Origin of the sequence: Bradyrhizobium zhanjiangense, from assembly GCF_004114935.1 — a bacterium.
Classification (GTDB): Bacteria; Pseudomonadota; Alphaproteobacteria; order Rhizobiales; family Xanthobacteraceae; genus Bradyrhizobium; species Bradyrhizobium zhanjiangense.
In genome coordinates this window covers 4773318-4788935 of the sequence record NZ_CP022221.1, presented here as the reverse complement: position 1 = coordinate 4788935, position 15618 = coordinate 4773318, and the positions used below count along the sequence as shown (strand labels likewise).

The following is a 15618-nucleotide window of genomic DNA, read 5'->3' as shown; positions in this document are numbered from 1 at the left end:
AAGGCCATTACTATCCCCGGTTGATGTTCGGTTGGGGCTGGGCTCCGCATTGCGATCCGGCGGCTATCATCGCCCCCTATTTGCGACGCCCAAAGGCGCCAGTAGGTATCCCAGTGCGCACTTCTATTGGAGCCGCATTGGACTTTTTTACGGTCCCAAAGCTCCGTTGGCGTGGTTTCCCAGGATTGCCAGCGTCTCCATCCAAAGCTAACAAAATGGTAATTGAATCAGCGAAGCGCGGTAAGGGCGTTCTCGCCCGGGGGGAGACGTTCAAGCTTGTCTGCTGCGCACGCCCTAGATGGGACATTGTCTCCTGCGGAGTGGGAGCACCGTCTCGTAGTTCACTATCTGAGGTCCGACGGGCCGTCCGGCGGAGCGCCCCTTTCCTTTCTCGATGCCACTCCCGCTGAGATTGCAACTGCCTCAGGGATCGAGGGGATTGGAGATCATGAGGCACAGCAAGCCTTCGTCGCGCATTTCAGCCGCTCCAGCATCGAAGGCTGGCTGTCGGGAGATTATGGACCGCCCGCACGTGATGCAGACGTTCCTACCTACTTTCGGTTTCTAGTTCTGACCTGTCTGGTTTCGGCCACCGACACTGGTGCAGGTAGTACTCATAATTTCCGCATTCGACTCGGCGAATTGTTGGACGCGGATGGCCCGTTCCACGCCGTGGACGGAGTGAATGAGTTATGGAGGTCGGTGGCTAGGTGGTGCGACCGAAAGCGAGCTGCCGGGGAACCATTCCGTCGCATTGTTCTGCCCGACCCCGGCCACGCGACGCTAATCGGGCATGCGGTGCGCATCGCTTTCCCGTCCTGGCGCGATCGCAGTGCCCTTACACAGATCCTGAGAAGGCTTTCACCCGCTACGCGCCGCACGCCCGAACGGCTTGTCCAGGAGCTCGCTCGGTCTAACTACTCCCACCTTCTACCGAATGCGGTAGCGGTCGCGCTCGACGATTTCGCCACGAGTATCCGCGCTCGCCGTCGCATGCTCTTCGGCCACAGATTTTGGCGACTCGTCCAGAGCATTGAGGTCCGTCTCGCCGACGAAGAAGGTGATCCCCGAAGCCTGCGCTGGCGCCTGGACGTTCGATTCGGCGGCTACGAACAGGACGAAGTCAGTCTTGCATTGTTTCGGGGACGGGCAGTACTCGGTGAGCAGCCTGCTTGGGAGGGCTCCATCCAGCAGTTAGCAGATCTCCGTGCAGTAACCCTCCCCACCGAGATAGCCGAGGCGCTCCGTCAAGGAGTGCTAATGCTTAGCGAAGCGCCCGGCGCCACTTGGTCAATGGGGGACAGCGACCTGCCCATGGACTGTACTGTGGTGATACTTGCGCGAGCAGAAAGTTTAGCGGCTAGCTGGCCATTGGATACGACCTGGCGTTCCCTTGAGGCAGGATGGCTCGTATCAGGGAAGCTAGATCCGCATGCCTTGACGGGGCTTCGACGTCGCCTTGGGCTCGCGCCGGCCACCGGATTGCGGCTCGTTGATCTGTCCTTTGCCGATGGAGTGAAGACTGGTCACTCAACTTGGCTGGGGCGTCCCGCCTTTCTACCGACGTTGACCGCCTCTCAAGGCAGCACCGTTTCCCTTGAAAGTATTGGAGTGACGACTGGATCGCTCACACTCTCCGGTCGTGCGCCGACTTGGAGCCTGCTTGCCGAGAAACCGATTGCCGGACGCTGGCGTGTGCGGGCGATTGAGTCGGCATTGGAGACAGAACAGGTCATCTGCTTCGAAGAAGAAGTTCCGGAACGTTGGGAATTTCCAGCGGAGAATTCAACTTTCGAATCCGAACGTGAGTTGCTCGTTACCGGCGAAATGCACGAGGAATTTCGTCGCACAGAGGCGCTCAGCGAAGAGCCGGTCGACGAACTATTGTGGGACATTTTGGAGGCTGTTTATGCAAGCCCACCGCGCGGCTGGGCCGAAAATGTACTCATCAAAATGCTACAGAGCGTGCTGCCGACACCTCATTTCGAATGGGATTTCCTCCGCAGTTTGGCTGAAGGCGACTGGTTGGAACCGGTGGTTTCAACATCCTGGCGCGCGCGCATCTGGCGATTGCGTAGCCCCTATTTCGAGGTCGTGACCCCACATATGGCGGTTGTTCGAGGGGCACTTGGAACGGCCGCACGCCGCCGCCTTGGCGACGCCGCGGCTGCCACAGGGAGTCAGGTCATCGTCCGCGCTGGTGTATCCGCGTGGGCTCCCCCGACCGTGATCGTGCAAGGCGACATTCGAGCTCTTTCCAATGATCTCGCCTGGACAATTCAGCAACACAGGCGGCCACACGTGGACGCTGCTCCTGCCTGCTGGCCCGTCGAATCCAGAACAGGCCAAGGTCGGTTATTGAAGGGAATTTGGCGGTTCGACCTTGGTCTCTTTTTAGCGCCAGACAAGATCGCCGTCTCGGAAGGAAGCGTTCGGCTTGAACGGCTGGTCCGAGAACGCGGAGACGATCGCGACCTCTATCGGATCATCGATAATGACAAGGCATTCCTGACCACTTCACGGACGCTCGCTGTTCTCGAAGCGTATCGTAGACGCAAAGAATCTCTTTTTGATTGGACTTCGAAAACGTTCGTTCGGCGCTTCAGGGGCGGTCATTTGCCGATGCCTATAGCGCGGACGCTAGCAATCCGCAGCTTACGAGCATCCGGTCCAGTGCTGCGTCTGTCGCGCGCCATGGAAAACTGCCCCCTCAGCGTCACGAGGAATTGCCCCCTCCTCGGATAGCTGAGGAGAGAGTGAATGAAGCAGGAACGAATCACTGAAGGCTCGACGTGGAGTGATCCACGGGGGCAGGTGATGAAGACGCCGGATGACGTGGCGGAGATGTTGCGCCTGAGGGCGTGCGGGTGGGGTGTGAAGCGGATTGCGCGGCAGCTGGGCTGCAGCCATCACACGGTGAAGGACTACGTGGCGGCGGGCGGGGTGAAGCCGTTCAAGTCGCCTGAGCGGCCGAAGCGTCTCGACGGCCTTGAGGGTTGGCTGCGCGAGAGGCTCATTCGGCATCGCGGCAATGCCGACGTGGTGCGCCAGGACCTGTTGGCCGAGAAAGGCGTGATCGTCAGCCGGCGGACGCTGCAACGCGCCGTGCAGCCCTATCGCCAGGCGCTGAAGGCGGAGGCGCTGGCGACGACGCGGTTTGAGACGCCGCCGGGCCGGCAGCTGCAGATCGACTTCGGGGAGCGCCTGGTCGAGATCGGAGGGGCGAAAGTCAAGGCATTCGTGTTCGTGGCAACGCTCGGGCATTCGCGACGGCTCCATGTGCGTGCGTTCCGGGCCGAGAGGCAGGAGCATTGGTTCGCCGGGCTCGAGAGTGCATTCACGACCTTCAGCGGTGTGCCGGAGGAAGTGCTGATGGACAATCCTCGGGCGCTTGTCGTGCGCCACGACGCGGTGAGCCGGTCGGTTCAGTTTAACGACAAGCTGATAGCCTTCGCAAAACATTGGGGCTTCCGTCCTCGCGCTTGCGCGCCATATCGGGCGCGCACGAAGGGCAAGACGGAGAACGGCGTCGGCTACGTGAAGAAGAACGCGATCGCCGGTCATTCCTTCCCAAGCTGGGAAGCATTCGAGGCGCATCTCGACAGGTGGGAGCGTGAGGTTGCGAACGTTCGTATCCACGGCACGACCGGCGAGGCGCCGATCATTCGCTTCGCGCGTGACGAGATACATCGGTTGAAGCCGCTCGGCGGGCAGCCATCGTTCGGATCCTTGCGTGAACTGACCCGCGTCGTCGGCAATGATTGCGCCGTCGAGATCGACACGAACAGCTACTCAGTGCCGTGGCGCCTGATTGGCGAGCGCGTGGCGGTGACGATCGCGGCCGGCGAAGTGCGGATCCGCCATGGATTGCACCAGGTTGCGCTCCACAAGCAATCGGAGGGACGCCGGCTGCGGATCGTCGACTCCGCTCATCTCGATGGTGTTGCTGGTTGCGATGGCGCGGTCCGCCGGGCGGAGATCGCGGCGGTGCTGGCGCCGTCTCCACCACCGTCGTTGTTACGCCCTCTTGCCGAATACGAAGCCGTGGTCGGAGGAAGCTTCTGATGGCGCGGGCAAAGAAGATAATGGAAGCAACGGCCGATCCGCTCGATGCCATGCTGGCGCGATTGCAGCTCTCCGGCATCCGCGATCAGCTCGACAGCCTGCTCGACGAGGCGGCGCGCGCGAACCTGTCGGCGCGTGAGACGCTGATCCTGCTGTGCGAGCGCGAGATCGCTCGCAAGGATCATCGCCGCATCGAGATGGCGCTGAAGCTCGCACACTTCCCTGCCGTGAAGGAACTGGCGGGCTTCGACTTCGAGGCGCAGCAGTCGATCGATCCGAAGCAGATCCGCGACCTGGCCGCGTCACGTTGGATCGCCAACGGCGAGAACGTGCTGCTGCTCGGACCGCCGGGCGTCGGTAAGACGCATCTGTCGATCGCGCTCGGGCGAGAGGCGATCCTGGCCGGGTACACGGTGCAGTTCACCACGGCGACGACGCTGGTCGCGGGCCTTGCCAAGGCGCATGGCGAACGGCGTCTGGACGAGAAACTGCTCGCGCTGTCGAAGCCAAAGCTACTGATCGTCGACGAGCTCGGCTACCTGCCGCTGGAACCTGACGCGGCACATCTGTTCTTCCAACTTGTCAGCCGGCGCTACGAAACTGGCGCCATGCTGATTACCTCGAACCGCAGTGTTGCCGAATGGGGCACCGTGTTCGCCGATCCCGTGGTCGCCACCGCGATCCTCGACCGGCTCTTGCACCACAGCCACGTGCTGACGATCCGCGGCGACAGTTACCGGCTCCGCGCCAAGCGCAAGAGCGGCCTCATCCAGCCGCCGCCCGCCGGTGACGGCCCTCCGGTCGGCTCCGCCTCCCTCCGGCCCGTCACCGTCGGAAACAACCTTCAACCGAGATCATAACCCAGACGGTGGGGGCAGTTCTTCATGACGCAAAGGGGGCAGTTCCGGATGGCGTTTGACACTGCGCCCAGATGGCAGTTGGATATATGTGTATCCTTCGGATGCTGAAGGGGCGCGTTGGGTTGGGCGAGCGTTTGGGGCGGCGATCTCCATCAATTCCGAGCCAAAGCACAAACCATTTTATCAATACGTGGCCGAGCAGCGCCGACTTGGTCGGCGACCATCCTGGTTCGTGCCACAGACCGCGAGCGAAAACTGATGACATTGTATCTTGGCCACCCGGCCTATGATCCAAAACCCTACACGCGGATCGACCCCGTGGCTCAAGCACTTGAGGGGCGCTGGCGCGTGTATGCCGACTGGACTAAGGCCCTACCAACCGAAGGCAGAGTATTCGCGCCGCGTTTGAATAGCTTCCGAGAGGGAGATCCTTTGACATTCGGCGTCGAGCCAAATCCACGTATCGACTCCGGACCCGATCGATACGTAGCGGTCGATCCGCGGCCGGTCACTGAGGTATTGGATTTTCGACTTGTTGCACCAGAGGAAGCTCGTCGCGCATTGGTCGAACGAGGTGTGCAATCCCTGATACCGGCTACCGATAGCATCATAGCGGCTCTTAAGGATGGCATATGCGTGGTGGTGAAGATGGAGCGGCATCCCACGCTAGGTCGTTGGGTAGCCAACATTGATGGATTGGAAACGCTTAGCGCCTACGTATTCGACGCACGACTTTTCGAAGGCGATCGTATCGGAGGCCGATGGATCGCCGTCCCCGGGATTACCATCGGCGCCCCCGCTGGCGCTCTCAACTGGTGCAGGGACTCGGATTTTTTGGAAGCTGTACTCAAGCGTCTTCGCAGGGCAGCTCCGCAAGCCGATAGTTCGCTGACACGTGCTCAAATCTCTCAATTCGTAGCGTATCTTACTCGAGCCAATCTACTTCCAACCGCAGGCGCGGAATGGAATTCGTTTCGTGAGCGCCTTCAATCGTTCGCATCAGACCTCGCTCACAACGTGCAGCTCACCGACGAACTCTTGGACGCGATTTGTGCGCTGCGTCCAGTAGAGGTTCAGCTTGCCTCGCGACGTGAGGAAATAGAAACGAAACTCAGAGATGAGCTAGAGGACCGGATACTCCAAGAGCTCGACAAAGAAATGGAGCCATTGTCCGCCGAACGCGATCGCCTAGCCTCCGAGGTCGCCGAACTCTCCGCAAGAGCCGACCGTGAACGCAAGGAAGTTCAGCAAGCCATGTCCGACGCCGAAGGAGCGCGTCAGGCACTCAAAGACGAGTTGTCGATGGTACTTTCACAGCTTAGCGACGCCGCGCTCAGCACGGAGGAAACCGTCGGCATGCTCGCGGCTAGGATCGGGGCGCGACTGAAAGAACCAGCACAAGAATTCGGACTCCTGGCTGCGCCTGGCGCACCTTGGACCAAGCCAGACTTCACTCAAAGACCTTTTCACGAGTGGACTAAGTTCAGTCAAATATTGCGCAATAGCTCCTTTCGCTGCGGTTACGACCTGACAGATCTGCTGCTGGTCGACGTCGCAGCTCGTTCGGGCGAACTTGTAGTATTTCCCGAGGATCGAGCGGCGGAGTTGGTCAGGTGCTATGCGGGTGCAATTAGTGGGGGCGAGGTGGTCCGCCACATTCTGGATCCAGCGATCCTGTGCGTTGATGACCTGTGGCGACAGCCCTCAAATTCCCGACCGGCCGCATTCGGACGCGCTTGGGCTGCTGCCCGTTACGATCCACGTCGTTTCCGCGTGGTGTTGCTGGAAGGTCTTCATCGGACGCCCGTTGACCTATGGTTGCCGACACTGGTCGACTTGTTGAAGGACTCTCGACGCCCCTCCAATCTACTTGTCTTTGCCTCGATTGGCCCCTCGTTACTGGACAAAGGTCGCATATGGCAAGACATGGACCAATCGGTCGTCGCGCTCACACCGGCCCCTAATGCGCGATTAACGCCCTACATTCTCGCTCGCGCATCGGGACGCGAACCTTCGCCCGCGTGCTTCGATGCAGCCTCCATGCCTTTGCCGATTAGCGACGACATCTTAGGCATTTTGACGGAATTCGAAGACAACACGGACGGTGTTCGCCTTCGACGGCTGGCGTCGATTTATCGCTCCTCTCTCGCTGTCGCAACCGAGATAGACACCAAGTCTTGGCTGTCCGCCTTCGCGGACGCTAGCGGGGCAGACGCTGAAATCTCTTCGCGCCTGAGCAAGGGCGCTAATTGGCTGCGCGAACTGCTCAGCCACCAAGAATGAACTTTGGGGGCTTAAGATGCTAGATCCTTTGGGTGGCTTCGAGCGAATTCGCGAGCTTTACATCTCCTATCTGGACACCGCCTTCCGGATTCGTCGATCAGCTCTAACACGCAGACGGCAGGAGCTTCTGAGGTCACCAGGAACGTTGGCTACGCAGCCGTTCTTGGAGCCTGTTTCGCGCTATAAGGCTGCGGCCAATGCGCTAGCCGATTTTATCGACATGCCCAAGCCCAATCCGCTTGAATGCCTTTCTCGAGAAGGACGCCGCGCCTTTGCCGAGCTCGCAGTCTCAGGTCTTTTTCCCGGAGAACCGGGAGACGACGAGCTTCTAAGGCGGCACAAATTCAAACCATACCAACATCAGGTAGATATGCTCGCCCGCGGTGTCCGGCAAGGCACTCCTGGGATCGTCACCTCTGGTACGGGATCCGGAAAAACTGAATCCTTCATGCTGCCTATCCTAGCGGCCTTAGCGAATGAAGCCGTTCGCTGGCCTGCACCCCTACCCGGCTATCTTGCTGGCTCATGGTGGAAGGATACCCCGACAAATTTCCAGTTGCACCGGCAGCATGAGCATCAAGCCAGGCCCAAGGCGCTCCGCGCCCTTATCCTCTATCCAATGAACGCTCTCGTCGAGGATCAATTGACGCGCCTGCGAAAGACCTTCGATTCTCCTGAAGCACAGGAGGTGATGGATCGTAGATTCGCCGGAAACCGGATTTTCTTCGGGCGATATACTAGCGCAACGCCGGTAGCGGGCCATCTTCAGCATCCTCGCCGCTCCCACGTACAAAAAGAAAAGGAGGCCGCCGCGCGGCGAGTAAAGCGCGTCGCTGACGCCATGAGCGCCTATGCTGACGATCAACAAAAAGCACGTCGGCACGACACGGCACATCCCGAGGATGAGCCGACACGCTACCTGTTTCCCTCGGTTGACGGAGCGGAGCTCGTTGCACGCTGGGATATGCAGAAGACACCGCCCGATCTTCTCGTTACGAACGTTTCAATGCTCGGCGCGATGCTGACGCGAGACGCCGAACAGAGAATGTTTGATGAAACGCGAGCATGGTTGGAACGGGACGAGCATGCCTATTTTTTCCTGGTACTCGATGAGCTCCATCTTATTCGGGGCTCCGCAGGAACGGAGGTGGCAGGGCTCATCAGGGTGGTACTGCACAGGCTCGGCTTGGATCGCCCAGAGACGCGGCATAAGCTGCGGATATTGGCATCGAGCGCCTCGTTACCCTTAGAAGGAGAAGGTCGAGAGCGAAGTCTCAAATACCTCTATGATTTCTTCGGCCCGCTTGGCACTTACACTGGGCGAGATTCTGAGGGCGCGACATCGAAAGACGCTTGGTTCGAATGCATCGTGCCGGGCGAGCCCGAAACCGATCCCGTTCAAGTGGCGCTTCCGCTGGATGGCTCAGCATTCCGGCAGCTAGTGAAAGTGCTAGCCCCCGCTGGCGGCTATGTGGGTCGCGTCGCTCGCGGCGATGCACTCGATGCAGCTATTCTCGAATGTACCAAGGTTCTCTCGCCAACGGAACAACTCGTTAATCCGTCTCAAGTTGCCAAGAGCGGCGTCGAGGCTGCGGCTGCAGTATTGGCGGCAGCGTGTCGCCAGAACGATCGCGAACAATTGCGCGCGACAGCAACAGACATCCTCGCGCGACGGATTTTTGGTTCGTCGTCCGAGGCAGAGCTGCTTGCGTTGCGAGGGCTGACCCTGCTGCGCGGTCTGGGTGAGCGGATCGAATCCCTCTATTCGACGAAGATTAGGGATGGCCTGACCAGCTTTCGCGAACACGTGTTCATTCGCTCCATAGAGGGTCTATTCGCCACTCCGGTCGGTAGACCCGAGGGTCACGTCGAATTCGAAGGCGTGACGGTCGAGCGCGGAACAACCTATACCCGGGAAGGCGATGAACTGCGCAGGGTGTTCGAGCTCGTGTATTGCGAGGCATGCGGGGAGGAATTCGTTGGCGGCAGACGTGGCGAGCATCCAGCGAACCTCGGGATTCTCGTTGAGCTCCTTCCGGCATCGCCGGATTTGGAGTCTTTGCCGGAAGCCGGTGCGGACGGTAATTTCGAAGATCTAAGCTACGAAGATTTCGCCCTGTTCTGGCCTTCACGGCGCTCGGTCAAACAAGGAGACAATACAGACGAAAGCTGGCCAGAAGCCATCATGGACACGCGCAATGGCTTGGTCAGTGATGCCGGCACGATAGGAGCTGGTCGGATAGAAGGACGGATCTTCAAACTACCGCGAAGGAATGGCGGACGCGAACTGCGACGTCCAGGTTCTGCCGGTCCCAATTGTTGTCCAGCCTGTGGCGCCGACTATGCAGGTCGCAGCTCCAAATTCCGGCAGTCTCCTATTCGAAATTTTCGAGCTGGTTTCGCAAAGAGCTCTCAGCTCGTCGCGACCGAAGTATTCGAATTACTGCATGCCGGCGGAGACGAGGCCAAGGCCGTGGTTTTTTCCGATAGCAGGCAGGACGCTTCGAGGGCAGCGCTCGATATCGAACGCCGACATCACCAAGACAGCCGACGGCAGATGCTGCTTGAGGCGCTGGAGGAGATCGCGTCAAGACCAGTCGACTCAGAGGATGAACTCAAAAAGAAGATGGCCGAAGCGGCCGCCAGAGAGGATGATGCCGAATTCTCTCGGCTCAGCCAAAGGCTAAGAGAGGTGAGGCGCCGAGGCGATCCGGATCGCATCCCGCTAGCTTCTGTAGTCGAGCGAGCGCCCGCCGCAGGTGAGCCGCTCAGACGAGAGGCGAGCCCCTTGCTGTCGAAGATGGTAGAAATTGGAATGCACCCGACCGACGAAGTCGGTATCGGAAAGATTCCTAGCCAGGGCCAGCCCTCATCTCAATTCGAATGGCAGAATCTTTTCGTTGAAAATGGAGACCGCATCGATTGGATCACTCAAGGTGATCCCATTACACTTGGTGAAGCGAGACTATCAGTGGCTCGGGAACAGAGGCCGCTGGTCGATGATGTGCTTTTCTCGAAGACGTACTTTGCGCTCGAAGAGACCGGATTGGGTTACCCGAGCCTATTTTCCAAACATGGCGAGCAAGCGGATCGTTTCGATGCCTACCTACGAGTATTCGCCGACGCCTATCGCGTACTTGGCAACAAATGGGTCGAGCGAAACGACAAAAAGAAGGAGTGGCCGATCGCACAATCGATTGGAAGCACTCGCGTATTGGAATTTGCTGAGGCAAGCTCCGGCTCGGGTCGTTCCGAGCTCGATGAAGTGCTAACGAAATTGACGGCTCTGGGACATAGAAACGGGTTCATCGAACCAGAGGGGCTATTTATCCGCCTCGTCGGGCCTGATCATCCCTACTACGAATGCACGAACTGTTCCCGTGCTCACTTGCACCGCGGCACCGGCGTTTGCACGCGATGTCAGCACTTCCTTCCGACGACCGCTAACGGGCCGGTAAGTGAGCTGCGCAACCGCAATGTGCTTGCAAAGCGCGTTGAGCGGAGCACGGCGGAAGGGTTTGGTGCCTTCCGCCTTCGATGCGAAGAACTGACAGGGCAGACTCAGTCGCCAGCCGAACGCCTACGTCGCTTTCGCGGGATCTTCGTTGATGAGGCAGGAAACTACGATGCTGCCTTAGACCGTAGAGCCAAGGAAATCGACATGTTATCGGTTACCACCACCATGGAGGTCGGTATCGACATTGGCGCGCTGCAAGCGGTTTATCAGGCCAACATGCCGCCGCAGCGTTTCAACTATCAGCAGCGCGTCGGCCGTGCCGGCCGTCGCGGGCAAGCATTTTCCCTAGCAGCAACATTATGCCGCGGTCGGAGTCATGACTTGCACTACTTCGCGCACCCGGAGTCGATCACGGGAGATCCGCCGCCGCCGCCATTCTTGACGACAGATCATCTAGCAATCCCACTTCGCCTGTTGCGAAAGGTTTGGCTCACTGCGGCCTTCGCGGAATTGCGCAAAACCGCGGGGCCCAGATGGCCTGGTGACGATGGTAAGCCCGACATACATGGCGAATTCCTGCCGGCGGCAATATTCTACGCGATTGGGTCGGAATGGGACCCAGCGTTGGCCAAGACTCTGCAAGCAACAGACGCGATACGAACAAGCTGTGCCCGCGTGCTTGGACTTGGCCTCCCTGGCCGGGAGTTAGCCCTCGTTCGGGAAACCACAGTCGAGAAGTTGATGAAGGAAATCAGGAGTAGAACCGAGGCTGGACAACGCGACCAAGGAGGCCTAGCGAGCTTCCTGGCCGAACAGGGTCTTCTTCCGATGTACGGAATGCCCACCCGCGTTCGCGACCTCTATGTCGGTGTGGAACCCAACGAGCTGGGAGAACCGGACTGGGACACGATAGATCGAGAAATGGATCTTGCGATCTACGAGTTCGCGCCAGGAAGCTCCCTCATTCGTGACAAACGCAAACATACATCGATTGGGTTCACGCCCAAACTGGGGCGCATCCAAATCGACACACAAAACCGCGCGCGCGCGCTATCTGGCCGAGGTGCCCCCTGGTGGGAGGACACTACCTATATCGGTATCTGTTCGAACTGTGGGGCTACCAATACGTCTCCTACCCGCGTCTTCGAAGCGAAATCCTGTGGGGACTGCAAGGAAACGATCTCGCCATCGGACTTCGAACTCTACCATATCCCGGCTGCATTCAGAACGTCGTTCGAACCGGTCCCAGTAGACCAGGACGAGGCGCCAATTCGCGCGGTTAGACGTGAGACCTCCAGCGAAATCGAAGAGCTTGAGTCTACGCCCGTCGCAGAATCGAACATGGCCTACAGCACTGGCGCGGAAGCCGCCATCATTCGTCGAAATCGAGGTCCAATCGGTGACAGTGGTGAACCGGAAGGATTCCCGATTGTTGGGGTCGTACAGAAAAATTTCAAGATTCAGGAAAGTCCCGCGGCTTGGTTAGGTCGCCTAACTGATCAAGCAATCTTGGTGGATGTGGCGAGCGATCTGAAACGTTGGGAGCGGGCGACGGATGCCAACAACGTCCCTGCGGAGCCGGAAACGGTTCGCTTGATGTCGCGAAAGAAGACGGACTCCCTATACCTTCTTATGCGATCGGTGCCATCGAGGCTCTCGTTCGATCGAGTAGGAAGTCGTGAGCCTCACGCGATCAGTGTGCGAGCGGCGGCCATCTCGGCTACGCAGTTGATTGTCCAGCGCGCTGCTCTTGAAATGGATATTGGGCCAGAGGAGTTCGAGGCCCTTGAGCCACGGCTCAGAAACGGGCTTCCGATGCTACAAATTGCCGATTTCTTGGTGAACGGCGCAGGCTTTTCAAGGCGCCTTGCGGGCTCCGATGGAGGAATCCATCCCTTGATTCGTCGACTAATCGACTCTTTGGTGAATGATCCCAAGGACAGGCTTGTTAAAGCATTCTTCGAGGGGGATCATCCGGAATCCTGCGCCAGAGCGTGTTACCGCTGCCTCCAGCGGTACAACAACCGTGCTTACCACGGTCTCCTTGATTGGCGCCTGGGCATCGGTTTCCTCCGCGGAATGCTGGACTCCACCTTTCAAGCGGGACTAGACGGCCGCTTTGAAAACTATCCGGAGCTCGCCGATTGGCCGCGGTTGGCGGCAGAAGCTGCCGAGGAGGTTCGTCGATTGAACCCGAATAATCGCCGCGTGATACATTGCGAGCCGTTGGGTTTGCCGGTCCTGACCCAACCCTTTGCAGGAGGCACGGAGGCCTTCGTACTAGTACATCCGTTCTGGAGGCTCGACACTATCTCGATCACGAACGGCCCCTTGCGCGATACGATCAATGCCGCACCAGCCGACAATGTGTATTTTGTCGATACTTTCGATATTGCGCGCCGACCAGTGAAGGCGATTGAGCACGCGCGCAATCGAACACCCGACCTTCCGTGACTGATCGGCCAGAGGAGATTGAGCTTTGAGCAGTGAGCAGGGATTCCAATTCACTGTGGAGGAGATTGAGCGCCAGATATGTGCGCTCTACGACCTAGAAGATGCGGCCGACGAACGCTTAGCGGAGGGCTGCGATCCAAGCGTCGACCAAAAAGATGCGGGGCGGATTCGGGAATATTTCGAGCGCCTCGCGGACTTGCTTCGAAAAGACGGCGCCTTCGAATCCAAGCAAGAAGCCCGGCGATTTGTTTGTGCAGATGCGGACGCGTTACAGCGTATTGGTGGAGTAGACGGTATCGTTCCCGACGATGGGACCCTACCTGCTAATGAGATCGCCCAAGGTATCGTTGCGATGAGGAGCTTGAACAAATTTTTCTTTCAAGCCCCGCTTTGTTATTCGCCTCAGCGTTTCTCTTCACGGCCTAGTATTGATTGCGCGTCGCAAGCCGGCGATTTGGAATTTCGCCTATCATCAAGTTATTCGGACCTCCTTCTGGTGAAATTGCATCCAGAACTACAAGTCGAGGACCGGGCCGAGGAGTTTCTATGGATTGAAGGCTGTGTGCATGCGCACCGGTATGACATTGCTAGGAGGAACATAGATCTTTTCCTTGTATCGACGATGGCTGTCATGGAGGTTATTGGCTTATTGCATTACAGAACCCTCCCAGGGGCCACCTGCAGCCTCTCTATTGGCTCCAGACATCGGATCAATTCCGGAGAGTATTTGGATTTGATCTCGGTGCAGACCTCGAAGCATTTGGTTGGATTGCGTGCGCCGGTTCCAGGCAACGAGATCGATGCTGCCAGAGGCCCCCAAAGTCGACTTGAGACAAATTTGAGAGTTTTCGTCCGCGCGATGGCTGATGTGAGCCCGGCGGCGGTGGCGGCCCGGCATGCCTGTCGAATGTATCTTCGCTCCTACGGGGGGTGGAACGTCGGAGAGGCTGCTATGTTTTTGGCAATCACAATGGAGGGCTTGCTTTTGGACAAGCGGCAAAAGGATGATTTAAGTGCAAGGCTCCAAGACTCAGTTGCATATTGGCTCGCCGGTTCTTCAGTCGAGCGAGAAAACAACAGAAAGCGCATCTCCGAACTCTACAAGGTGAGATCAAATTACGTACATAACGGTGAGGATGCGCCTCCGAGCTTCGACATAGATACTATGCGAGACCTGACGCGGCGCGTTCTGCGAAAGGAGCTACTTACTTTGGCGGAACATCCTTAGCCCCATCCCCTGCCGCTCATTCGCACAAGCATGCTTTTCCGCAAGTTTTTCCCCTCCCCCTCCCCTGACTAGAAAACTCTTAGGTAGGCCTTGAAGAGCATGGGCGACGAGACTCGCGCGAGTCCGACTACGTCTCATTGCGATGTTCGATGAATTGCACTCCCCGAAGAAAGTGGATTCCGAATTGCGTATTGGTCCGCTAGATTGAGTTACGTTTACACATTGACGCACGATCATCTGTAACTCTCGAGAGGACAAATATTCTATGCGGCCCGCCATTTCCTACATCCGCGTTTCAAAACCTAAGCAAGGTCGCAGCGGTCTCGGCCTGGAAGCCCAGCAAGCTGCGATCAAAGCCTTCTGTGCGCAGCACGGCTACAACATCGAAGCCGAATACCGCGAGGTGGAGACTGGGAAGGGCGCTGACGCTCTGGAACGTCGGCCTGAGCTCGCAGCGGCCATGAAGTTCGCCCGCAAGGTTGGTCGAGGCGGCAAGACCGGCGCGGCCCCGATCATCATCGCCAAACTGGATCGATTGAGCCGCGACGTCCATTTCATCAGCGGATTGATGGTGCAGCGCATCCCATTCATCGTCACCGAGCTCGGGCCGGACGTTGATCCCTTCATGCTCCACATCCACGCTGCCGTCGCGGAGAAAGAGCGTGAGCGGATTGCTCAGCGCACGAGGGAAGCGCTCGCGGCCGCCAAGGCTCGCGGGCAGATGCTCGGCAATGCTGCAATCGGAGAAGCCCGCAGAGCGGAAGCGGACCTGCACGCGGAGCACTTCCGCCCCATTATCGAGCCGCTACGCAACCTCCCCGCCAAGCGCATTTCGGTGATCCTGAATGAACGCGGGATTGCGACTACGCGAGGAGGCAAGTGGCAAGCCACTCAGGTGATCAGGCTACTTAGTCGCCTGCACTTCTCAGGTGGCGACCTGGACGGGCTCAGGCCGGATCGTCTGACCTGACTTTTGCCGGTGGGATCAGCAGCATCTTCGGCGCGCCGGTTCGCGACTCCTCACCCGCAGCAATCCGATAAAGCTCGGCATCGCTCAGTTCTTCGAGCGGCACGTCGCGCCGATCAATGAGCTGGGCAGGTTTTCCATCCAAACGATCGACGAGCTCGTGAATGTAGGCGAGATTGCCCTGCTCAGCCCGGTCGAGCAATTGGTCCGCGATCCTCCGCAATGCCAAGGGCCGGCTCCGAAGCGCGATCCGGAGCGCGTCATTGAAGGGCTTTTCCCTATTCATACTGCCGATTGGCCGTCC

Annotated in this window: 8 protein-coding genes; 7 read left to right on the top strand and 1 reads right to left on the bottom strand. The window is 58.6% G+C overall.

From position 1 onward, the window contains the following. Positions 1 to 276 precede the first annotated feature (276 nt). The 7 genes from XH85_RS45275 (at position 277) to XH85_RS22855 (ending at position 15317) form a co-directional block, all read left to right on the top strand. On the top strand, positions 277 to 2745 hold the full coding sequence (locus tag XH85_RS45275) for a hypothetical protein (protein ID WP_164940820.1): 2469 nt from the start codon (positions 277 to 279) through the stop codon (positions 2743 to 2745). A 15-nt stretch (positions 2746 to 2760) separates the two neighbouring features. After that, complete coding sequence (gene istA / locus XH85_RS22880; protein ID WP_128931560.1) at positions 2761 to 4065, top strand: IS21 family transposase; 1305 nt, start codon at positions 2761 to 2763, stop codon at positions 4063 to 4065. Beyond that, positions 4065 to 4925 carry an IS21-like element helper ATPase IstB gene (gene istB, locus XH85_RS22875; RefSeq protein ID WP_276339393.1) on the top strand — a complete coding sequence of 287 codons (861 nt, stop codon included), beginning with the start codon at positions 4065 to 4067 and terminating at the stop codon, positions 4923 to 4925. Before istA ends, istB begins: the two co-directional genes overlap by 1 nt. Before the next feature lie 258 nt (positions 4926 to 5183). Further along, positions 5184 to 7208 carry a hypothetical protein gene (locus XH85_RS22870; RefSeq protein ID WP_128933584.1) on the top strand — a complete coding sequence of 675 codons (2025 nt, stop codon included), beginning with the start codon at positions 5184 to 5186 and terminating at the stop codon, positions 7206 to 7208. Positions 7209 to 7224: 16 nt separating this feature from the next. Beyond that, positions 7225 to 13119 (top strand): DEAD/DEAH box helicase, encoded by a 5895-nt coding sequence (locus tag XH85_RS22865; protein WP_128933583.1) that lies wholly within the window; start codon positions 7225 to 7227, stop codon positions 13117 to 13119. 25 nt (positions 13120 to 13144) lie between these two features. Beyond that, on the top strand, positions 13145 to 14347 hold the full coding sequence (locus XH85_RS22860; RefSeq protein ID WP_128933582.1) for a HEPN domain-containing protein: 1203 nt from the start codon (positions 13145 to 13147) through the stop codon (positions 14345 to 14347). Between the two features lie 265 nt (positions 14348 to 14612). Continuing rightward, on the top strand, positions 14613 to 15317 hold the full coding sequence (locus tag XH85_RS22855; protein WP_128933581.1) for a recombinase family protein: 705 nt from the start codon (positions 14613 to 14615) through the stop codon (positions 15315 to 15317). Here XH85_RS22855 and XH85_RS22850 read toward each other — a convergent pair. Continuing rightward, positions 15295 to 15516 (bottom strand): hypothetical protein, encoded by a 222-nt coding sequence (locus tag XH85_RS22850; protein WP_128933580.1) that lies wholly within the window; start codon positions 15514 to 15516, stop codon positions 15295 to 15297. The genes XH85_RS22855 and XH85_RS22850 overlap by 23 nt on opposite strands. Between the last annotated feature and the right edge of the window lie 102 nt (positions 15517 to 15618).

Coding starts and splice junctions, on each gene's coding strand:
- istA (WP_128931560.1), top strand. CDS start 2,761: ATGAAGCAGGAACGAATCACTGAAGGCTCGACGTGGAGTGATCCACGG.
- istB (WP_276339393.1), top strand. CDS start 4,065: ATGGCGCGGGCAAAGAAGATAATGGAAGCAACGGCCGATCCGCTCGAT.
- XH85_RS22870 (WP_128933584.1), top strand. CDS start 5,184: ATGACATTGTATCTTGGCCACCCGGCCTATGATCCAAAACCCTACACG.
- XH85_RS22865 (WP_128933583.1), top strand. CDS start 7,225: ATGCTAGATCCTTTGGGTGGCTTCGAGCGAATTCGCGAGCTTTACATC.
- XH85_RS22855 (WP_128933581.1), top strand. CDS start 14,613: ATGCGGCCCGCCATTTCCTACATCCGCGTTTCAAAACCTAAGCAAGGT.